Consider the following 20,940-nt stretch of genomic DNA (forward strand, 5'->3'; position numbering starts at 1 on the left):
CGTCAGACTTTCGTCATGGGTCGCGCACCCTTTCCGGGGGTTTCCCCGGCCTACGGTCGGAACATGCGACACGACGACCCACGGCTGCCCAGCTCACCCGGCTTCTGGCGCAGCCCGCTGCGCGGCACCTGGTTCACCTCGGTGCTCGGCCTGGTGCTGCTCGTCGGCATCACCGTGCTGTTCGTGACGGGACTGGTCTCGTACGCCGCGTACAACCCGGACCTGGCCCCGGTGAACGACCAGACCCCGGACAAGGGCATCCTCGGCTTCTACCTCTTCTCCTGGCCGACCGACCCGTACTGGCTCTACCGGGTCACCCAGGGCCTGCACGTCACCCTCGGCATCGCCCTGATCCCGGTGCTGCTCGCCAAGCTGTGGTCGGTGGTGCCGAAGCTGTTCACGCTGCCCCCGGCTCGCTCGCTCGCCCACGCCCTGGAGCGCATCTCGCTGCTGTTGCTGGTCGGCGGCGGCCTCTTCGAGTTCACGACCGGCGTCCTCAACGTCCAGCTCGACTACCTCTTCCCCGGCTCCTTCTACCCCCTGCACTTCTACGGCGCCTGGGTGTTCTTCGCCGCGTTCCTGGCGCATGCCGCCCTGAAGACCCCGGCGGCACTCCGGGCCGTTCGCCAACGGCGGTTGGACGAAGGAGAGTCGGCGGCACCCCGGCCGGACGCGCCCACCGTCTCGCGGCGCGGGGCGCTGTGGTTCGTGGGCGGCGCGTCCCTGCTGCTGCTCGTCACGACGGCCGGGCAGAGCATCGGCGGCGCGCTGCGGCGCACCGCCCTGCTCGCACCGCACGGCGGAGCCGACCCCGGCAGCGGGCCGAACGGCTTCCAGATCAACAAGACGGCCGCGTACGCCGGGATCGACACGAAGGAGACCGGGGAGGAGGCGTGGCGGCTCGTCGTCACGGGCCGGGGCGGCAGAACGGTCCGCCTCAGCCGCACCGAGCTCCTCCGACTGCCCCAGCACAGCGCCGCGTTGCCCATCGCGTGTGTCGAGGGCTGGTCGACCGCCGACCAGTGGTGGCGCGGGGTCCGGCTGCGTGACCTCGCCGCGCTCGTCGGCTACGACGGCGACCCGCCGGACGTGTTCGTCGAGTCGATCCAACGGCACGGCGCCTTCCGTCGCGCGGCCCTGCGCGCCAACCAGGTCGCCGACCCGCGCTCCCTCCTCGCCCTCCAGGTGAACGGCGAGGACCTGTCCCCCGACCACGGCTACCCGGCGCGCGTGATCGTGCCCGCCGCACCCGGTGTCCTCAACACCAAATGGGTGGCCCGGATGACCTTCGGAGACCTGTGATGCGCCCGCGCCCGGTGGTCGGCAGCCCCTTCCACATCCTCATCCTGACCTGCTCGTTCGCACTGGCCGCCTACGCCGGCGTACGACTGCTGTCCGGCGACTGGCTCGGCGTGGCGCTGTGGGTGGTCGGGGCGGCGCTGCTGCACGACCTCGTCCTGCTGCCGCTGTACGCGCTGGCCGACCGGGCGGTGGTCCGGGGGCTGGGCGCCGCCGGACGCAGGGAGTGGGCGATGTACGTCCGGGTCCCGGCCGCGCTCTCCGCGCTGCTCCTGCTGGTGTGGTTCCCGCTGATCAGCGGGGCGGTGGCCGCACGCTACCGGTCGGCCACCGGCCTGTCCGCGGACGGCTTCGCGGCCCGCTGGCTGCTGATCACGGCTGTGCTCTTCGGCGGCTCGGCGCTGCTGCTGGCGTGCCGGCTGCGCAGGGCGACGAAGCGGCGCCCGCCGGCCACCCACTGAGCCTCCTGCTCCCAGCCCCGCGCGTACCGCAGCAGGGCCGGGGTGCCGAGCCGCGCCCAGAGGAAGGGGGCACCGACCGCCTCCTGGGCGTCGGTGAGGTGGACGTCGACGCGTTCGTCGACGTCCACCTCGGTCGTCTCGGCGATCAGCAGTCCACCGGGGGCGAGGAGCCGGGCCACCCGGCCGAGCAGGGCGTGCGGGTCGCCGCCGATGCCGACGTTGCCGTCCATGAGCAGGACGGTGCCCCAGCGGCCGGTGCCGGGCAGCGGCTCGAAGACCGAGCGGCGCAGGGCCTGGCCGCCGAGCCGCACGGTGTGGTCGACGGCGGCCGCGCTGACGTCGATGCCGAGGACGGTACGGCCCCGGGCGGCGAGTTCGGCGACCAGCCGCCCGGGGCCGCAGCCCACGTCCAGGACCGCGCCCTCGCAGCGGTCGAGGACCGCCCGGTCGACCGGGTCGGCCCGCGCGCACCAGCGCTCGACGTCCAGGGGCAGCAGCCAGCCGTCGGTACGGCGCAGGAACAGCGGGCCGTGCCCGGCGCGCAGGGCTGCGGTGTAGGGGTCGGGGCCGGTCCAGGGGACGGCCGGCGAGGTGGTCATCGGCGGCCTGTTCCGCTGGGCGCCGTGCACCGGGCCAGCCGGGCGGCGAAACGGCCGTGCGGGACGAGAGCGGCGACGGCGGCCGCGTCGGCCGCGGTGTCCACGTCCCGCAGCCGGGGCAGGTCGCACACGCGCAGCCCGGCGGCGACGAGGCGCCGCCGCTGGACGGCGCCGGTCTCCGGCGTGGACATCGGCACCCCGAGCAGCAGGGCCGGGTCCGGGTCGGCCAGCCCCAGCGCCCAGAACCCGCCGTCCTCGGCGGCACCGAAGTACGCGTCGCACTCCGTGAAGTCCACGGTGAGCAGGGCCGGAGTGACCTGGGGGGTGTCCATGCCGATGAGGAGGGCGGGGCCGGAGCAGTGGGCGAAGGCGTCCGCGAGCCGCTCGTCCAGCCCGCCGGCGCACTGCGGCACGACGTCGAAGCCGGGCGGAAGCCAGGGGCCGGGGTTTCCGTCGAGGGCGAGAACGCGGTGGGTGGCGGGGGTCTCGGCCACCACGTCCAGGGTGTCGGCGAGCGAGGCCTCGGCGAGAGCGGCGGCCTGCTCGGGAGAGAAGGGCGGGGTGAGCCGCGTCTTGACCCTGCCGGGGCGGGGTTCCTTGGCGATGACGAGGAGGGTGGTCATGAGGGGTCCTTGGATGGTGCGGGTGAGTGGGGGCTGGGGGGGTGGGGACGCTCACCGGCGCTGGCCGGGTGCCTCCCCCAGCCTTCGGCCGGGGGGACCCCCAGCGCCCACCCGTGCCGCCCTGCGGCACGCCTGCCCGCAGCTGTGTTTTTTGTCTTTTAGGGGCGCGGGGAACTGCGCGATCAGCCCCCACCGGCCCGCACCCGAGGTGACTCGTGCAGCACCCGGCTCATGTCCCGCACCGCCTGCCACGTGCCACGCCAGGTACCGGTCACCTTGGACGTACCGGTGCGCGGCAGGTACGCGACATCGTGTTCGGCGATCCGCCACCCGGCATCCGCCGCCCGCACCACCATCTGCAACGGATAGCCACTGCGCCGGTCGTCGAGGTCCAGCCCGAGCAGCGCCTCGCGGCGCCCCGCCCGCAGCGGGCCGAGGTCGTGCAGCCGCAGCCCCGTACGGCGCCGCAGCATCCGCGCCAGCGCCAGATTCCCCGCGCGGGCATGCGCGGGCCACGCGCCCCGCCCCTGCGGACGCCGCCGGCCCAGCACCAAGTCCGCCTCGCCGTCCAGGACTTCCCGCACGAACGGCACGAGGAGTCCCGGGTCCAGTGAGGCGTCGCAGTCGCAGAAGCAGACGATGTCGGCGGTCGCGCCGGTCAGCCCCGCATGGCACGCCGCGCCGAAGCCGCGCCGCGCCTCGTGGACGACGGTCGCACCGTGCGCCCGGGCGATGTCCGCCGAGCCGTCGGTGGAGCCGTTGTCCACCACGATGGCCCGCCAGCCCGCCGGGATCCGGCCGAGCACCCAGGGCAGGGCCGCCGCCTCGTTCAGGCAGGGAAGGACGACGTCCACGTCCGTCGCAGGGGAAGGGGAAGAAGGTGAGGTGGTCACGGCTTCACCCTACGAACGCGAACCGGGCATATCGGGCCTCGGCTGCTTACGAAACGCGGACGTCGGCGCCGGGCGCCCGCCTCCCGTGTTTCTTACGAAACGCGAACGTCGCACCCCGGGCCCACCCTCGGCCGCGACACCCGCGACGGCCCGGTGCGAGGGTGGAGGCATGCAGCAGCCGTACGAGCTCACCGACGCCGAGGCCACCGCCGCTGGTGCCCGGGTCCTGGTCGTGGACGACGATCCGACCGTGGCCGAGATCGTCGCCGGGTACCTGGACCGCGCCGGATACCTGGTCGACCACGCAGGCGACGGCCCCACCGCCCTGACCCGCGCCACCGCGCACTGGCCGGACCTGGTCGTGCTCGACCTGATGCTGCCCGGCATGGACGGCCTGGAGGTCTGCCGGCGGCTGCGCGGCCACGCCCCCGTCCCGGTCATCATGCTCACCGCACGCGGCGACGAGGACGACCGGATCCTCGGCCTGGAGGTCGGCGCCGACGACTACGTCACCAAACCCTTCAGCCCCCGGGAACTGGTCCTGCGGGTGGAGTCGGTACTGCGCCGCAGCCGCCCCGCCCCCGCCGACCGGTCCTTCTCGTCCGCCGGACTCACCCTCGCCCCCGGCGCCCGCCGCGCCACCAAGGACGGCATCGAACTCGCCCTCACCCTGCGCGAGTTCGACCTCCTTGCCTTCTTCCTGCGGCATCCTGGGCGGGCGTACAGCAGGGAGGACCTGATGCGCGCCGTGTGGGGCTGGGACTTCGGCGACCTGTCCACCGTCACGGTCCATGTCCGCCGGCTGCGCGCCAAGGTCGAGGACGACCCGGCCCGGCCGCGGCTGATCCAGACGGTGTGGGGGGTCGGCTACCGCTTCGAACCGAGCGGACAGGACGGACAGGGCGGACCGGAAGGAGCGGCCTGACATGCGCGACACCCTCCTCATCGCCCTGTACGCCTTCGTCGGCGCCGCCGGCACCGGACTGCTCGGCGCGGCCGCGCTGCGCCTGCTGCGGCGCCGCTCGCTGACCGCGTCCCTCGCGGTGGTCGCCACCGTCGGCGTGGTCGCGATGCTCGCCGGCACCCTGGCCGTCGCCTGGGCGATGTTCCTCTCCTCGCACGACCTGTCGGTGGTGACGACGGTCGTCGCGATGGCGGCCGTGGTGTCCCTCGCGACCGCGCTGATACTGGGCCGCTGGGTCGTCGCCCGCAGCCGTGAACTCGTCCTCGCGGCACGCTCGTTCGGCGAGGACGGCGACTTCGCCGCGCCCCGGGCCCCGGCCACCGCCGAACTGGCCGAGGTGAGCCGCGAACTGGCGGCGACCAGCGCGAAGCTCGCCGAATCCCGGCAGCGGGAACGTGCGTTGGAGACCTCGCGCCGGGAACTCGTCGCCTGGATCTCGCACGACCTGCGCACCCCGCTGGCCGGTCTGCGCGCCATGTCGGAGGCACTGGAGGACGGCGTCGCCACCGACCCCGACCGCTATCACAAGCAGATCCGCACCGAGGTCGAGCGCCTCAACGACATGGTCAGTGACCTCTTCGAACTCTCCCGCATCCACGCCGGCACACTCGCGCTGAGCCCCAGCCGGATGTCCCTGTACGACCTCGTCGGCGACGCCCTCGCGGGCGCCGACCCGCTGGCCCGCGAGCACGGCGTGCGGCTGGTCGGCGACCGGGTGGAGCCGGTGCCGGTCGAGGTGGACGGCAAGGAGATGAGCAGGGTGCTGGGCAACCTGCTGGTGAACGCCATCCGCCGGACGCCCCCCGACGGCACGGTCGCGGTCGCCGCCGAGCGGTCTGCCGAGGGGGCCGTCGTCCTGTCCGTGACGGACGGCTGCGGCGGCATCCCCGAGGAGGACCTGCCCCGCGTCTTCGACACCGGCTGGCGCGGCAGCCACGCCCGGACGCCGCCGGCCGGAGCCGGGCTAGGCCTCGCCATCGTGCGCGGGATCGTCGAGGCCCACCAGGGCCATGCCACCGTGCACAACATCCCCGGCGGCTGCCGCTTCGAGGTCACCTTGCCGACGGCGCCGTAGTAGCCGCTCGCGCTGCCGACGGCGTCGAGACAGCCGCTCACCCTGCCGACGGCGTCGAAACGGTACGCCGTCGGCAGCGCCGCCGCTCACTCCGCGCGCGCGAACTCCCGCATTCCCTCCGCGAACCCGACCTCGGGCTTCCAGCCCAGTTCGGCCCGCAGCCGCGCGGAGTCGGCCGTGATGTGCCGTACATCGCCCAGCCGGTACTCCCCGGTGACCGTCGGCAGCGGCCCGCCGTGCTCCTCGGCCAGCGCGCGGGCCATCTCGCCGACGGTGTGCGGCTCGCCGCTTCCGGTGTTGTACGCGGCCAGCACACCCGGGGCCGACCGCGCCTCCAGCGCCACCGCGTTGGCGGCGGCCACGTCCCGGACGTGCACGAAGTCCCGGCGCTGCCGCCCGTCCTCGTACACCCGGGGCGCCTCACCCCGGGCGAGCGCGGAACGGAAGAAGGAGGCCACGCCCGCGTAGGGGGTGTCACGGGGCATCCGGGGCCCGTACACGTTGTGGTAGCGCAGCGACACCGCCGACCCGTCCGTCGACCGGGCCCAGGCGGCGGCCAGATGCTCCTGGGCCAGCTTGGTCGTGGCGTACACGTTGCGCGGATCGACGGGCGCTTCCTCGCCGACCAGCCCGGGCGTCAACTCCGCGCCGCACACCGGGCAGTTCGGCTCGAACCGTCCCGCGTCCAGATCGGCGACCGCACGCGGTCCCGGCCGTACGACGCCGTGGCGCGGGCACTCGTACCGCCCCTCCCCGTACACGACCATCGACCCGGCCAGCACGAGGTGCCGTACCCGCGCCTCGGCCATCGCGGAGAGCAGCACGGCCGTACCGAGGTCGTTGCGCGAGACGTACTCCGCCGCGTCGCCGAACCCGACGCCGAGGCCGACCATCGCGGCCTGGTGGCAGACCGCGTCCACGCCCGCCAACGCCTGCCCGACCGCCGTCGGACTGCGTACGTCGGCGCCCGGGTCGTCCCGCACGTCGAACACGACCGCCTCGTGCCCGCGCGCCGTCAGCGCCTCGACGACATGGGACCCGATGAACCCGGCACCGCCGGTGACCAGTACACGCATACGGCCACGCTAGGCGCGCGCGGCCCCCGGACCACGCGCCCACGCCCGCACGTCACGACTCCGTAAGGCGCCCCGCCGTACTGGCTCACCCGCTCACTTCATGTCGAGCGCGTACTCGCAGCGCACCTCCTGGGTGTACCTGTTGCCGCCCTGCGTGTAGTTCACGCGGCAGCCGCTGAGGTGCTCCCGGATGTGGCCGACGATCCTGACCCTGACCATGGCGTAGTAGTCGCCGCTGTCATGGTGGCCGCGTATCACGATGGGTCTGCCGGCGTAGTCCGGCATCGTCGTCATGTCCCGGGTTCCCGCGGCGTTCGTGTCCCCCTCCAGGCTGTCCAGGATGTATCCGTTCGTGTCCTTCATGGAGTAGACCGGGTATCCCTCGACCTGCGCCCCGGACGGAACGTGGTCCAGGCGCACCGAAGTGATCCGGACCGTCGTCCCCGAGTTGTTGACGAACAGCGGGAAGGCGAATCTCCAGACCGTTCCGATCTTGGCATGGGGATACCCCAGAATCCCGACCGCGGGAGGACCCGCCGCCGTGAGGGCGTCCCCGGTCGCGGGCGGCGTACTCATCGATGCCGTCGCGGCCGTCGAACTCGGGCAGCAGCCGAGCACGACGGCGGCGACAGCCACCGGCAGCAAGCGGCTGCCACGAGTGAAACCCACAGGTCTTGCCATGAACTGTCCCCCCGCTCCCCGGTCGGAGGATCGTAAGGATCACTTACTTAAGCAATCAACGACTTTTGGTTCAAGAGCGCATCAAGCCCTGCGACTCGTCATCATGCGGGCTCGCCTGCTGAACGGCCCGGCCGGGGGTCACGTACCTGTCGCTGTGGGCGGCGCCGTGCTGCCCGAAGGCATCGGCGATGCGCGGCGGCCGGTGCCCGGAGGAAGGGTTGAACGATTTCAGTGGATGCGAGTCGCCCGGCCGGAAGCACTCTCGACCCGGCCGCCCCCGTGCGGCAGGGGGAGCGGGGAAGCGGGAACGGCGACGGCGACGGGGGACGGGCCCGTCGGCAGGTGCGGGGCCTGGACGGTCTCCGCGGCCTGGCGGCACTGTATGTGGTCCTGTTCCACTGCTGGTTGTACACCTTCCCCGGCTATCCCAGCAGTTCGGCGCCGGCATGGCTGGGCGGGCTGATGTTCGGGCGCCTCGCCGTCGTCTTCTTCCTGGTGCTGTCCGGGTTCTCCCTGGCGATCTCCCCGGCGCGGCACGGCTGGCGGTCGGCCGGCATCGGTGAGTTCCTGCGCCGGCGCGCCTGGCGCATCCTGCCCCCGTACTGGGCGGCCCTGGCCCTGAGCCTGCTCGTCTCGTGGTTCGTGGTGCCGGCCTCGCACTTCGGGCCGCCCACCGGCGCGACGGTCCTGGTGTACGGCCTCGTCGCCCAGGACGTGGTCACCGCCCCGACGCCGAACGGTGCGTTCTGGTCGATAGGGGTGGAGGCCGAGCTCTACCTCCTCTTCCCGCTTCTCCTGTTCGTCCGTCGGCGCTGGGGCGCCGTGATCCTGGCCGCGTGCGTGACGATCCCGGTGGTCGCCGGTGGTCTGACGGCGCCCGGCGCGACCCCGGTGGAGGGCGACAACTGGCTCGCTCCCCATCTCGCTCCGGTGTTCGCCGCGGGTGTCGTCGGTGCGGGTGTCGTCGCCGCGTCGGACCGGGTGCGACGCCTGCCGTGGGGATGGTTCGCCGTCCTGGCCGCCCTGCCGGTCCTGGCTCTCGGTGTCGCCAGGGGTTCCGTCTGGACGGTGAACCACTACTTCTGGGCAGACCTTGCCATCGCTCCGGCCATGGCGATGCTGCTCGCCGCCGTGGCCACCGGAAAACCCGCCGTCCTCGTACGGTTCCTGACGGCACGCCCCGTCCAGGGCCTCGGCAACTTCTCCTACAGCCTCTACCTGATCCATCTTCCGATCGTCATGGCCGTGATTCGCCGAATCGCCCCGCATTTCGTGTCGCCGGGACTGCCCACGTTCTGGTTCACCCTGGCCGTGGGCCTGCCCGGCTCGATAATCGCGGCGTGGCTGTTTTCCAAGGTCTTCGAAATTCCGTTCAAGCGGAACAGGTCCTGGAAATCGATTGCCGAACTGCGCGTCCTGGGCGTCAGCCCGTCACGCTGGACTTCTGGCCGGCCGGGGTGACGGCGTACCACTCCCCGTCCTTCCCCTGGCCGTTCGTCTGTCCGGCCGCGGTGTCGCCCACGTACCGGTAGAGCGGCCAGCCGGCCAGGGTGAGCTGTGTCTCGCCGTTCCGGTGGACCGTGCCGAGGAGGCTCTTCTCCACCCCTGAGGTCTGCACGGACTCCGGCACGATCACGGGCAGCCAGGTCTTGGTGCACGCGCCGGAGCACGTCCACTTGGAAGGGTTCGGCTCGTCCTTGTCGTAGCGGTAGAGGGTCAGTCCCTTGTCGTCGGTGACGATGTTGCCCAGGCCCTGGGCCGTCCTGGTCAGCACGGCGGCGGTGGTGGCCGGCTGCGTGTTCGCGGTGCTGCTGTCGGCGGCCGGCGCCGAGGTCGCAGGGGCCGAGGTCGCGGGTGCCGACGTGACCGGGGCCACCGGGGCGGTGCCGGCGGTGTCGCTGCCGTTCGAGGAGCCGCACGCCGTCAGCAGGAAAGCGGAGGCGAGCCCCGCGGCGAGGCTCGGACCGATGCGTCGCGGAATCAAGGAGTTGCCCTTCGTCGGAGTCGCGTCTACCTGCTCTCCCAGTACGTCGGCAGGCTCCCGCCCGCTCAGCCGCCGAGATCATGTGACGCACTCTTGACCATCGCCGTACCGGCCGGAATGTGCTTCCGATATCCCGGTCGCCAGGTGAATTTCAGGAATCTCAGGTTGTGAAGCGGTCTCTATGGGTTGACCGTGGAATCGCTGGAATTGTTGACGATATTGTCGGCAATCAATTACGTTCGCTGCCGAGATCGGGACAAGCGCCCCGTGAAGCAGTTTCAGAACTCTCCGGACACCCGCACTGGCGCTCCCATCGGCGGAGCCTCGCGAAAGGAGACACGAAATGACGCACAAGATGAACCGCAGGGCCCTCATCAAGGGAATTGCCGCGGCCGCCGTCGCCGTACCGGCGGTGGGTCTGGCCGGCGGCACGCCCGCGTCCGCGGCCACCGCATCGTCCAGGGCGACCACGGCCGACTCCCTGGCCTTCGACCCCGACGCGTACACCGAGATCACGACGACGATCTCCACCGACGACGGCGACAAGGAGGTCACGTACCACTTCTGGTCGGCCATCACCTATGTCACCGACCCGGTGGACGAGACCTACCAGAGTCTGACCGTCAGCGTCCCCGTGTCGATCGACGGCACCGCCGTGGACGCCACCGACGCCCCGATCCTCGTCTCCAACTCGATCGGCGGCTACCTCCCCTCCTCGGTGTCGACCAACACGGGCGTGAGCAGCAGCCGGGCGAAGCTGGCGATCGCGGCCGGGTACGTCGCGGTGGAGCCGGGCGCGCGCGGCCGGACCCTGGTGGACTCCAGTGGTGACTACTACGGCACCGCGCCGGCGGCGATCGTGGACCTCAAGGCCGCGATCCGGTACGTGCGTTACAACGCGGGCACCATCCCGGGCGACACCGACAAGATCGTCACCGCCGGTACCAGCGCCGGCGGCGCCCTGTCGGCCCTGCTGGGCGCCTCCGGCGGCAGCTCGCTGTACGACGACTACCTCAGCGCGCTCGGCGCGGCCGACGCCGACGACATCATCTACGCCACCGGCGCCTGGTGCCCCATCACCGACCTGGAGAACGCCGACGGCGCCTACGAGTGGAACTGGGGCACCAACACGCTCAGCAGCGGAGAGGAGGTCGACCAGGACGTCTCCGCGGACCTGACAGCCCTGTTCGAGACGTACCAGTCCGGGCTCGGCCTGACGGCGGACGACTACGGCACGATCACGGCCGACAACCTCGACGACTACCTCCTGGCGACCTACCTGGAGCCGTCCGCCACCAGCTACCTGGCGGACCTGTCGGACGACGACCGGACCACCTACCTGTCCTCCAACACCTTCATCACCTGGGACGGTTCGTCGGCCACGTTCTCCTGGTCCGACTACCTCGACCACGTCGGACACCGCGGCAAGGACGCCCCGGCCTTCGACGCCTTCGACCTGTCGGCGGGCGAGAACAACGAGTTCGGCCTCGACACCACCGAGGCCCGGCACTTCACCGACTACAGCCTGGCCAACGACACCAGCGGCACCGGCGGTTCATCTCTGGACAGCGACATCCCCGGCAAGCTGAACATGATGAACCCGATGTACTTCATCGGCGACGGCAACGACGACCGGGCCAAGTACTGGTGGATCCGCACCGGCACCAAGGACACCGACACCGCCCTGACGGTCGTCGGCAACCTCGCCCTGAGCCTGGAGAACCTCGGGGACGACGTCAACGCCAGCCTGTACTGGGACGCGGCCCACGGCGCCGACGAGGACCCGGGCGACTTCATCACGTGGATCGGCGACGTGACCGGCTACACCAGCTAGCGCCGGTCGCGGCCGGGCAGCCCCGGCCGGCTCGCGACGCCACCGGGCGGGAAGCGCCGCACGCGCGCCTCCCGCCCTTTCCGTCGACACCGCCCCCCGACCCTTCGCCTCGGTGCTCCGTGCCCGGCCGGCCGGCGCCGTGCGGTCAATTCCCGTACGCCTGGCGGAACTCGTCGCCCGTGGCCTCCGAGACCCCGTTCGCGCCGCACACCGGGACGGTGCCGTCGGCGTCGGCGGCGACGATGTAGTGCTCGCCGACCGAGAAGGTGAGGCTCTCCGGCTCGTCGGGATCGCTGGTGAGCCGTACCGTACCGGCGCCGTCGCCGCCCCGCAGCCAGTGATCGACCCGGAACGAGACCGAGGAGCCGCTGGCGGAAGTGACCGTTCCCTCGAACAGCAGCGGATACCGGCGGAGTCGGTCGGGGACGGGGGCGGCGCACTTGGCTTCGGCGGAGCCGCTCGCGACGGTGAGACGCAGCGGACCGGCCGAGGGCGAGGGGCCGTTGCCGTGGTTGGCCACGAGTCCTCCGGTGATTCCGCCGCCGAGCAGGAGTGCTCCGACGGCCGCCGCGAGTGCGAGGAGGCGACGGCGTTTCGGCGTGGCGGTCTTCGCGGGGAGTGCCGGAACGCCGGTGGCGTCTCTTTCCGGCCGGAGCGTGGTGCCGGTGTGCGAGACAGCCGCCACGAGACGGTCGACGTCGGGCAGGGGAGCTCGTACCGCAAGTGCGGGGTCCGCGGCCCTCAGGCGGGCCAGCAGCTCGTCGTCGTTCACCGACTGCTCCTTCCTTCAGCACCGGCACCGGCACCGTCATGTCCGGGCCGTACCGGGTTCTTCCGCCCCAGCTGTGCGGCGAGTCCTCGCTTCGCCCGGTGGAGGCGCATGCTGACGGCGTTGGCGGTCAGCCCGGTGACCTCCGCGATCTGGCGCGGCGCCAGTCCCTCCCACGCCCACAGCTGCACGACCTCGCGGTCCAGGGCCCCGAGCGCGTCGAGTGCCTCGTGCAGGTCGCTGTGATCGGCCGCCGTCGCCGGCAGCTGCCGATGGGCCCCGGCCAGCCGCTCCACCAGGCGCAGCCTGCGTCCGTCGGCACGTCGGGCATTCGCCAGGCACCCGCGTGCCACCCCGTAGCACCACGGCAGGACGTCGTCCGGATCGGGCGCGGACGCGATGTCCAATCCGGGCACGTCGTCGAGTCGTCGCCACAGCACCAGCATCGTGTCCGACAGGACGTCCTCGACCATGTCGGCGGTCACCCGTCGCACCAGATACCGATGCAGCGGATCCACCACCGCGTGTGCCAGCCGCTCGAAGCGAGCCTGCCGCTGCCGGAGCATCTGATGTTCCGCTATGGATTCCACGCCCTGTCCTGTCCGGCTCCGGCCGGTTCCTTTCAGCGCTGTGCCACGTGGATTCCTACCACCCCGAGATGTCACGCCCCGCCGACGGAACGGCCTCGCGGCCGTCGACCCGCCCGGCGGTGCCCGTCTCCATCGCGGTGCCGGTGCCGCGGGGCCCCAGCAGCGGCCGCAGGGGGGTGGCGGTCAGCCGCCCGGCCAGGGTGTCCGCGCGCCTGCGCAGTGCCGGCATGACGAGCAGGACGGTGAGGGTGCCCACCGCGATCCCCGCCAGCACGTCGTGGGGATAGTGCACGCCGACCCAGATCCGTGCGGCCGCCATCGCGGCGGCGGCCACGGCGGCCACGATGCCGAGCCGGCGGGAGACGAACAGCAGGGCGACGGCCGCCGCGGTGGCGATGGCCGCGTGGTTGCTGGGGAAGGACCAGTCGCCGGGCGCCGGGCAGGCCTCCAGCGTGGTCACGCGCAGGCTCTGGCACGGCCGGTCCTCGCGCACGAGGAGCTTCAGCACCGTGTCCACCCCGAACGCCGCGAGGACGGCGAACGGCACGGCGAGCGCCGTCACCGACGCGCCGGCGCCCTTCCGCCGGGCACGCCACCAGCCGACGGTCATGAGCACCGCGAAGAGGGCCAGTCCGTACGTCGACCACGCCGACACCGTGTCGTTCAGCCATGCGGGGGCATGCCGGGCGAGGTTCACCACATCGGTGTAGGCGGGACCGTCGAGCGAGGAGCCGTCGAGCGCGAGGTTCATCCGCGGGCCTCCTTCGCCGTCGCCGCCCGGCGCGCACACCGGTCGGCGTTCGGCGGCTGCGGCGACGGGTGCACGGCCGTGGTCATCGTCGGTATCTCCTTCGTGACTACAGTTCTGTAGACGGTCTACATCACTGTAGTCGACGGTGGAGGACGCGCATTCCGTTTCCGGCGCAAGGAGATTCGGACGTCTATCCGGTGAATTCAGGACTGCTTGCGGTGTAGCCGGGCGCGGGCGACACCCGGCTGGGAGACTGGCCGGATGGCCGTCCCGGCCCGATGTGCTGCCCGCCCCGCTCCTCGCCCCGCCCTTCCAGGCCCCGGCTCCACCGCCGGTGGTCTGGCCCTACGACCTGTAGGGTTGCCGTGACCCTACAGGTTGTAGGGGGAGGGGGATGAGATGAGAGACGGCCCACAGGCCACGGACAATGCGCCGCCCACGTCGACCGGTCCGCGCCGGCCCGGCCCGCCGACGGCCGGCCGTCCCGCCCGGCGATTCCGGGGCGAGCGGGCGCCGGCGGTCGTGGCCGCCGCCTTCACCCTGGCCCAACTCCTCCTCGTACGACCGGGGATGGGCCTCGGCTGGGACGAGTCGGTCTACGTCAGCCAGGTGGCCGCCCATGCGCCCGCCGCGTTCTTCAGCGCCCCGCGGGCCCGCGGCGTCCCGCTGCTGGTGGCGCCGGTCGTCGCCTGGTCGTCGTCCACCGCACTGCTGCGGATCTACCTGGCCGTCCTGTCCGGCCTCGCGCTCTTCCTCGCGCTCCGCGCCTGGCGGGGCGTCTTCCCGGCCCGCGTGCGGGCGACCGCGGGCGCCCTCTTCGCCACCTTGTGGGTGACGCTGTTCTACGGCCCGCAGGCCATGCCCAACTACTGGGTCGCCGTCGCCGCCCTGGCCTGCACGGGTTGCTTCCTGCGCGCCCAGGCGGACCGCTTCGACCGCACGGCCCTGTGGGGCGTGGGCCTGAGCGCGACCGTGATGGGCTGGATGCGGCCCACGGACGCGGTCTGGGCGACCCTGCCCCTGCTCGTCCTGCTGGTGGGCGTACGGCGATGGCGGCGCCCCGCGCTGCTGGCGACACTGCTCGGCGGCCTCGCCGCCGGTGCGGCCGAGTGGGTGATCGAGGCCTACGTCTCCTACGGCGGCCTGGCGCAGCGCCTGTCCGACGCGTCCCGCATCCAGGGCGGCCTCGGCTGGCACGTCGCCGTCACCGACCAGCTGCGCGCGCTGGGCGGACGTACGCTGTGCCGCCCGTGCACCGGTGCCGTGCCCTCCGCCCCCGTGACCCTGTGGTGGTACGTGCTCCCGGTGTTCGCCGTCGTCGCGGCCGTGGTCGCGATCCGGGCCCGGCGCGCCCCCGCCACGCTGGTGACGCTGGCCTGCGCCGCCTCGGCCGCCTTTTCGTACCTCTTCCTGATCGGCTATGCGGCACCGCGCTTCCTGCTGCCCGCCTACGCACTGCTCGCCGTCCCGGTCGCCGATCTCCTGGTACGCCTGGTCCGGGCCCCCGGACGGATCCGCCGACCGCTGACCGCGGCACTGCTGACCCTCGCCCTGGCCGGTCATCTGGCCGTGCAGTTCGTGGTCCTGGAACGCACCGTGCAGCGCACCACCGCCACCCACCGCGAGTGGGCGCGCGTCGCCGCCGGGCTGCACCGGCTGGGCGTCCGCCCGCCCTGCCTGGTCACCGGGGACAACTACGCCCCGATCGGCTACTACGCGGGCTGCTTCTCGGCGGCGACCGGCGGCCACGACGAATCCACCACGCCGGCGGCCATCCGGCGGACCGCCCGCCGGATGCCCACCGCCACGCTCCTGGCACCCGGCGCCCGCCCGCCCGGCTACGCCCGCTCCTGGACCGCGCACACGGTGGCCGGTGTGCGCGTCTACGTCGCACCCGCCCCGGACCGGGGCGGACGACGGTGAGCACCACCGGCGCAACGCCGTCCCGCGACCTCGGCCGGACCTGGAGCTCGCCGTCACCGCGGCCGTGACGGCGGCCGTGACGGCGGTCTTCGGCTGCGGCCCTGTCGGCGGTCTTCGGCCACCGCATGCCGACCGGCCGGCCGCCGCTGCTCCCCGGCCTGCCGGTACTGGCACCGCCGACCCGCCGCCCCGTCCGGTGAGCCGGGCCCGGCGCCGCCGCGACAAGCGGCTCCGACGCAGCTCAGACACGTAGTACCGAGGTACCACGCGCCCGGCGCAGGTGAGCCTCCCGGTACCACGGGACGGGGTGATCCCGCGCCTAGCGTTGCCGTGAGGCGTCGCAGACCAGGGACGCCGAAGGCCGACAGAGAGACACGCGCATGATCGACGCACGGCAGCTGACCAAGAGATACGGCGAGAAGACCGCCGTCGACAGCCTGGACTTCGTCGTCAAGCCCGGCACGGTGACCGGCTTTCTCGGGCCCAACGGCGCGGGCAAGTCCACGACCATGCGCATGATCGTCGGACTCGACGCGCCGACCAGCGGCTCCGTCACCGTGAACGGCCGGCCCTACGCCCGCCACGAGGCACCGCTCCAGGAGGTCGGTGCCCTGCTGGAGGCGAAGTCGATCCACCCGGGCCGCTCGGCCTACAACCACCTGCGGGCCCTCGCGCTGACCCACGGCATCCCGCGCCGCCGGGTGGACGAGGTGATCGAACTGGCCGGCCTCGGCAGCGTGGCGAAGAAGCGGGCCGGTGCCTTCTCCCTCGGCATGGGGCAGCGGCTGGGCATCGCGGCGGCGCTGTTGGGCGATCCGCAGACGGTGATGCTGGACGAGCCGGTCAACGGCCTGGACCCGGAGGGCGTCCTCTGGATCCGCAACCTGCTCAAGACGCTCGCCGATGAGGGCCGGACCGTGTTCGTGTCCTCGCACCTGATGAGCGAGATGGCCCTGGTGGCGGACCACCTGATCATCGTGGGGCGCGGGCGGCTGCTGGCCGACACCACCGTCGGGGACCTGATCCGCGAGGCCGGCGGCGACACCGTGACGGTGGCGACGCAGGACCCGGCGCGGCTGCGGGACGTGCTGGCCGGGCCGGGCGTCGACGTCACCGGCCGGATCGGCTCCGAGGAGCTGCAGGTGACCGGGGTGACCGCCCGCGAGATCGGGCTGAAGGCGGCCGAGCACGGCATCGCGCTGTTCGAGCTGAGTTCGCGGAGCGTGTCGCTGGAGGAGGCGTTCATGGACCTGACCAGGGATGCCGTGGAGTACCACGGCTCCACGACCGCCGTCGAGACCCTCGGGAGGCCGGCATGAGCACCCTCACCGCAACCGCCGAGGAAGAACCCCGGACCACCACCCAGGACCGCCCCGCCTACCGGGTGACCGGCCGGCGCGTGCTCTCCTCCGAGTGGGCCAAGCTGTGGTCCCTGCGCTCGACCTGGATCACCCTGGGCCTCGGCCTGCTCTTCCTGGTGGCCTTCGGCGTGATCGCCGCGAGCCACTACAAGTCGGGGCTCAACTCCGGCCACCAGGACCGCGACTTCGCCACCGCCACGGCCGTCAGCCTCTCCCTCTTCGGTACGAACTTCGCCCAGCTCGCCCTGGGCGTGCTCGGCGTGCTGGTCACGGCGGGGGAGTACTCGACCGGCATGATCCGCTCGACCCTCGCCGCGGTGCCCCGCAGGCTGCCGATGCTGTGGTCCAAGGCGGCCGTGTTCGGGCTGGTCGCGCTGGCGGTGGGAACACTGGGCGCGTTCGTCGCCTTCCTGATCGGCAGCGGGATCGTCTCGGGCACCCCCGCGGCCATGGGCCTCTCCCACGCGGGCGTCCTGCGCAGCCTGCTGGGCGCCGGGCTCTACCTCGGCCTGGTCGGGGTGATCGGCGTCGCCCTGGGCGCGCTGCTGCGCTCGGTGGCCGGCGGGATCTCGGTGCTTGTGGCCTCCCTGATGCTGGTCCCGGGCCTGATCTCCCTGCTGCCGAGCTCCTGGCAGGACAACATCAGCCCCTACCTGCCGTCCAACGCGGGCGAGTCGATGTTCGCCCTCACCCACGACTCCACGACCCTGTCGCCGGGCGCCGGACTGCTGGTCTTCCTCTGCTGGACGGCACTGGCGCTGGCCGGCGCCGCCTACCGGCTCGTGCGCAGCGACGTCTGACAACCCGCACCATGGCAGCGTGACGTCCGTGACCATCGATGACATCAGCGGAACGGGACCGCTGGTCGCCCGGCTCTCCCGGGGCGGCCAGCGGTTGCGGCAGGCCGACCGGGCACACCCCTGGGTGCTGGACACCGGGGTCGTGGTCCTGGTCTTCCTGATGTTCTGCCTGCCCGACCTCTTCCACCACGGTGACGGGGACGGCGACGGCGACCGCGCCCGCCACTTCCGGCTCGCCTTCACCCAGCTTCCCGTCGCGGGCATGCTGGCGGTACAGCTCGGTCTGGTGCTGCCCCTGCTGTGGCGGCGGCGCAGGCCCGAAGCGGCCTTCGGCGTCATCGCCGCGGTGTTCGTCGTCCAGTGGGCCCTCGGCGCGGCGCTGCGCGCGGACGTCGCGCTCTTCGTCGCCCTGTACAGCCTGACCCTGCACGGGCGGCTGCGCCGGCTGCCGTGGGCGTGCGGGGTCATGGCGGGCGCCATGGCGCTGGTGGCGGTGCGCGTCGCCCCGGTCGTGTCCGTCTGGGACGCGCTGTTCTTCCTGCTCAGCACGGCGACGGCGGCCCTCGCGCTCGGCCTGATGGTCCGGATCCGCCGGGCCCAGCTCGCCGGACTGCGGGAGCGCGCCGCCCAGCTGGAGATCGAGCGCGACCAGCGCAGCCGGCTCGCCACGGCCACCGAACGCACCCGCGTCGCGCGCGAGATGCACGACATCGTCGGCCACAACCTCTCCGTGATCATCACGCTCGCCGACGCCGGCGCCTACGCCACCGACACCGCCCCCGAACGGGGCAAGGAGGCCCTCCAGCTCATCGGCGACACCGGCCGGCAGGCCCTGGGCGAGCTGCGGCGGGTGCTCGGCGTGCTGCGCGAGGCGGCGGACGGCCCCACGGGCGGGCCCGAGCTCAGCCCGCAGCCCGGCATCGCGGACCTCGACGCGCTCTGCGCGAAGGTGCGGGCCGCCGGACTGGAGGTCGTCTACCGCACCTCCGGTGACGTGGACGCCCTGGACGGCGGGGTGCAGCTGACCGTGTACCGCATCGTCCAGGAAGCCCTCACCAACACCCTGAAGCACGCCGACACGGACGCCGACACCCGGGTCCACCTGGCGATCCTCGCCGAGGACGGCAGACTGACCATCCGGGTCCAGGACACGGGCCGGACCGCACCGGCCGGACCGCCGAACGAGGAAGGACACGGACTGGTGGGCATGAGGGAACGAGCGGCCCTGTACGGGGGCACCGTCAGCGCGGGTCCGGCGCGCGGCGGCGGATGGCGCGTCGAGGCCGTCCTCGACCTCGAGCCCCGGGGCGGTGCCCGATGACCACCGTGCTCATCGTGGACGACCAGCCGCTGCAGCGCTACGGCTTCCGCATGCTGCTGGAGTCCGTCCCGGAGACCGAGGTCGTGGGCGAGGCCGCGCACGGCGCCGACGCCGTCCGCAAGGCCGCCGAACTGCGCCCGGACGTCGTCCTGATGGACGTCCGCATGCCCGGCATGGACGGGATCGAGGCCACCCGCCGCATCGTCGCAGCGGGCGAGCGCTCCCGGGTCCTCGTGCTCACCACCTTCGACCTCGACGAGTACGTCCACGCCGCCCTGCGCGCCGGAGCCAGCGGCTTCCTCCTCAAGGACGCGCACGCCGAGGAACTCCTCGCCGGCATCCGGGCCGTCGCCGCCGGGGATGCCGTGATCGCGCCGGCCCTCACCCGCCGCATCCTCGACGAGTTCACCCGCTACGTCCCCGCCCACCCCGGAGAACGTGCCGAGGACCCGAGACTCGGCTCCCTCACCGACCGCGAGCGCGAGATCCTCGTCGCCATCGGCAAGGGCTGGAGCAACGGCGAGATCGCCACCCGGTTCGTCGTGACCGAGTCCACGGTCAAGACCCACGTCGGCCGCGTCCTGGCCAAGATCGGCGCCCGGGACCGCGTCCAGGCCGTGATCTTCGCCTACGACCAGGGCCTCGCCCGCCCCAACGCGGACTGACCCAACGCGGACTGACCCAACGCGGACTGACCCGACGCGGACTGACCCGACGCGGACTGACCCGACGCCGACTGACCCGACGACGTGCGGCGGATGATGATCACCAGGCGTTCAGCGCCGGACCGAGCGCTGACCCGGATTCGGGCGCGGTCCGGCAGCTGCTGCCGTACATCTCCCGTGTCCGGGTTCGACGGCGGAGTTCACATGCCCGCGTTCACCGCTCCTGCCCGGGCCTGCTTCGGCCGGGTGGCCATGGCCCTCAGTGCCTCGAAGGCGGCCGCCGTCGGGCTGCCCGGCTCGGCCTGGTAGACCACAAGCTGCTGGTGCGGGGACCCGTTGACGGTGAAAGCCGCGAACCTGATGTGCAGGTCCCCGACCTGAGGGTGTTTGAGGTGTTTGCCCTCCTGGGACTTGCCCTTGACGTCGTGCAGTTGCCAGAGCGCGGCGAACTCCTCGCTCCGGGCGGACAGTTCCGTCATGACCTCGGTGATGCGGGCGGATTCGGGGTCGTGGCCGTAGGCGGCCCTGATCTCGGCGACGCAGGAGTGCGCGGCCCGCTCCCATTCCTGGTAGAAGTCGCGCCCCGCCGGGTCGACGAAGACCATCCGGGCGAGGTTGTCGAACTTCTCGAAACCGCTGTGCAGGGCCGTGGCCAGGGAGTTGCCCGCCATGATGTCGAGGGCCGGGCCGACGACGAAGGCCGGAGTGTGCTCCCATCCGTCCATCAGCTGCAACAGCTGCGGGCTGACCTCCGTCTCGCCCCGGTCGCGCGGGCGCTGCGAGGCGGCCAGGCAGAGGCGGTTGAGGTGGTCGGTGGACTCCGCGTCCAGTTTCAGCGCCTGCGCGACGGCACCGAGGACCTGGGGGGACGGGCTGTTCTCGCGCCCCTGCTCCAGCCTGATGTAGTAGTCGGAGCTGACTCCGGCGAGCAGCGCGACTTCCTCTCTGCGCAGTCCCGGCACCCGGCGCCGCCCGTGTTCGGGCAGACCGACGTCGTGCGGCTTCAGGGCTTCTCTGCGGGCTCGGAGAAAATCACCCAAAGGCGTCCCATTGCTCATGCGGCAAGACTAGATGGATTCGGGCCTGTGAGAAGTGCCGGGCGTGCAATATCACATCAGGTCGTGCGTTCGTGGCGGAGGGTGATTCCGTGCGGGAGGGGGAGCGCGGCCGAGACGTCAGGCCGTGGTGTTCCACGGCTCTGCCCCATGGGGCCCGTAATCCTGGGTGTAATGCACCCACTGTCGGCGGAACTTCTCCGGGTGTTTTCCGCC

General features: G+C 72.4%; 20 protein-coding genes. 10 read left to right on the forward strand and 10 right to left on the reverse strand.

Annotated elements, in window-relative coordinates:
* Positions 1-63: 63 nt before the first annotated feature.
* Positions 64-1,302: a molybdopterin-dependent oxidoreductase gene (locus ACFWPS_RS00290; protein ID WP_383699182.1), complete on the forward strand. Its 1,239-nt coding sequence runs from the start codon at positions 64-66 to the stop codon at positions 1,300-1,302.
* Positions 1,303-1,615: 313 nt separating this feature from the next.
* Here the strand turns inward: ACFWPS_RS00290 and ACFWPS_RS00295 are convergent, their stop codons facing one another.
* The 3 genes from ACFWPS_RS00295 to ACFWPS_RS00305 all read right to left on the reverse strand — a co-directional run bounded on the left by ACFWPS_RS00295 (position 1,616) and on the right by ACFWPS_RS00305 (position 3,875).
* Positions 1,616-2,359 carry a class I SAM-dependent methyltransferase gene (locus ACFWPS_RS00295; protein WP_383699184.1) on the reverse strand — a complete coding sequence of 248 codons (744 nt, stop codon included), beginning with the start codon at positions 2,357-2,359 and terminating at the stop codon, positions 1,616-1,618.
* Positions 2,356-2,982, reverse strand: a complete 627-nt coding sequence (locus ACFWPS_RS00300) for a DUF2064 domain-containing protein (RefSeq protein ID WP_383699186.1) — start codon at positions 2,980-2,982, stop codon at positions 2,356-2,358. Before ACFWPS_RS00300 ends, ACFWPS_RS00295 begins: the two co-directional genes overlap by 4 nt.
* 182 nt (positions 2,983-3,164) lie before the next feature.
* Entirely contained in the window at positions 3,165-3,875 is a 711-nt protein-coding gene (locus tag ACFWPS_RS00305) for a glycosyltransferase family 2 protein (protein WP_383699188.1), read from the reverse strand.
* 169 nt (positions 3,876-4,044) lie between these two features.
* On the opposite strand from ACFWPS_RS00305, the gene ACFWPS_RS00310 reads away from it, so the two are divergent.
* Positions 4,045-4,800 carry a response regulator transcription factor gene (locus ACFWPS_RS00310; RefSeq protein WP_383699191.1) on the forward strand — a complete coding sequence of 252 codons (756 nt, stop codon included), beginning with the start codon at positions 4,045-4,047 and terminating at the stop codon, positions 4,798-4,800.
* A gap of 1 nt (position 4,801) precedes the next feature.
* Complete coding sequence (locus tag ACFWPS_RS00315) at positions 4,802-5,914, forward strand: sensor histidine kinase (RefSeq protein WP_383699193.1); 1,113 nt, start codon at positions 4,802-4,804, stop codon at positions 5,912-5,914.
* An 86-nt stretch (positions 5,915-6,000) separates the two neighbouring features.
* On the opposite strand, the gene ACFWPS_RS00320 is transcribed toward ACFWPS_RS00315, so the two are convergent.
* Positions 6,001-6,990 carry an NAD-dependent epimerase/dehydratase family protein gene (locus tag ACFWPS_RS00320; protein ID WP_383699195.1) on the reverse strand — a complete coding sequence of 330 codons (990 nt, stop codon included), beginning with the start codon at positions 6,988-6,990 and terminating at the stop codon, positions 6,001-6,003.
* A gap of 93 nt (positions 6,991-7,083) precedes the next feature.
* Positions 7,084-7,671, reverse strand: coding sequence for a hypothetical protein (locus ACFWPS_RS00325; protein ID WP_383699197.1), 588 nt, complete (start codon positions 7,669-7,671; stop codon positions 7,084-7,086).
* 231 nt (positions 7,672-7,902) lie between these two features.
* Between ACFWPS_RS00325 and ACFWPS_RS00330 the strand changes: the two genes are divergently transcribed.
* The gene (locus ACFWPS_RS00330; RefSeq protein WP_383699199.1) at positions 7,903-9,132 is read left to right on the forward strand and encodes an acyltransferase family protein; all 1,230 of its coding nucleotides are present in this window, start codon (positions 7,903-7,905) and stop codon (positions 9,130-9,132) included.
* Here ACFWPS_RS00330 and ACFWPS_RS00335 read toward each other — a convergent pair.
* Positions 9,095-9,655 (reverse strand): hypothetical protein, encoded by a 561-nt coding sequence (locus ACFWPS_RS00335; RefSeq protein ID WP_383699201.1) that lies wholly within the window; start codon positions 9,653-9,655, stop codon positions 9,095-9,097. The genes ACFWPS_RS00330 and ACFWPS_RS00335 overlap by 38 nt on opposite strands.
* Positions 9,656-9,998: 343 nt before the next feature.
* On the opposite strand from ACFWPS_RS00335, the gene ACFWPS_RS00340 reads away from it, so the two are divergent.
* Positions 9,999-11,489, forward strand: coding sequence for a subtype B tannase (locus ACFWPS_RS00340; RefSeq protein ID WP_383699203.1), 1,491 nt, complete (start codon positions 9,999-10,001; stop codon positions 11,487-11,489).
* A 145-nt stretch (positions 11,490-11,634) separates the two neighbouring features.
* Here the strand turns inward: ACFWPS_RS00340 and ACFWPS_RS00345 are convergent, their stop codons facing one another.
* The 3 genes from ACFWPS_RS00345 to ACFWPS_RS00355 are packed head-to-tail and all read right to left on the reverse strand — an operon-like array spanning position 11,635 to position 13,599.
* Positions 11,635-12,261, reverse strand: coding sequence for a hypothetical protein (locus ACFWPS_RS00345; RefSeq protein WP_383699205.1), 627 nt, complete (start codon positions 12,259-12,261; stop codon positions 11,635-11,637).
* The gene (locus ACFWPS_RS00350) at positions 12,258-12,848 is read right to left on the reverse strand and encodes an RNA polymerase sigma factor (RefSeq protein WP_383699207.1); all 591 of its coding nucleotides are present in this window, start codon (positions 12,846-12,848) and stop codon (positions 12,258-12,260) included. Before ACFWPS_RS00350 ends, ACFWPS_RS00345 begins: the two co-directional genes overlap by 4 nt.
* Positions 12,849-12,903: 55 nt before the next feature.
* Positions 12,904-13,599, reverse strand: coding sequence for a phosphatase PAP2 family protein (locus tag ACFWPS_RS00355; RefSeq protein ID WP_383699208.1), 696 nt, complete (start codon positions 13,597-13,599; stop codon positions 12,904-12,906).
* Between the two features lie 399 nt (positions 13,600-13,998).
* Between ACFWPS_RS00355 and ACFWPS_RS00360 the strand changes: the two genes are divergently transcribed.
* The 5 genes from ACFWPS_RS00360 to ACFWPS_RS00380 all read left to right on the forward strand — a co-directional run bounded on the left by ACFWPS_RS00360 (position 13,999) and on the right by ACFWPS_RS00380 (position 19,669).
* Complete coding sequence (locus tag ACFWPS_RS00360) at positions 13,999-15,522, forward strand: hypothetical protein (RefSeq protein WP_383699210.1); 1,524 nt, start codon at positions 13,999-14,001, stop codon at positions 15,520-15,522.
* A gap of 380 nt (positions 15,523-15,902) precedes the next feature.
* Positions 15,903-16,841: an ABC transporter ATP-binding protein gene (locus ACFWPS_RS00365; protein ID WP_383699212.1), complete on the forward strand. Its 939-nt coding sequence runs from the start codon at positions 15,903-15,905 to the stop codon at positions 16,839-16,841.
* Positions 16,838-17,683: an ABC transporter permease gene (locus tag ACFWPS_RS00370; protein WP_383699214.1), complete on the forward strand. Its 846-nt coding sequence runs from the start codon at positions 16,838-16,840 to the stop codon at positions 17,681-17,683. Before ACFWPS_RS00365 ends, ACFWPS_RS00370 begins: the two co-directional genes overlap by 4 nt.
* 19 nt (positions 17,684-17,702) lie before the next feature.
* Positions 17,703-19,004, forward strand: coding sequence for a sensor histidine kinase (locus ACFWPS_RS00375; protein ID WP_383699216.1), 1,302 nt, complete (start codon positions 17,703-17,705; stop codon positions 19,002-19,004).
* Positions 19,001-19,669, forward strand: a complete 669-nt coding sequence (locus ACFWPS_RS00380; protein ID WP_383699218.1) for a response regulator — start codon at positions 19,001-19,003, stop codon at positions 19,667-19,669. The genes ACFWPS_RS00375 and ACFWPS_RS00380 overlap by 4 nt, the downstream gene beginning before the upstream one ends.
* 200 nt (positions 19,670-19,869) lie before the next feature.
* On the opposite strand, the gene ACFWPS_RS00385 is transcribed toward ACFWPS_RS00380, so the two are convergent.
* Entirely contained in the window at positions 19,870-20,727 is an 858-nt protein-coding gene (locus ACFWPS_RS00385) for a helix-turn-helix transcriptional regulator (RefSeq protein WP_383699220.1), read from the reverse strand.
* Positions 20,728-20,940: the final 213 nt, after the last annotated feature.

It is taken from the genome of Streptomyces sp. NPDC058457 (genome assembly GCF_042720695.1).
GTDB lineage: Bacteria > Actinomycetota > Actinomycetes > Streptomycetales > Streptomycetaceae > Streptomyces.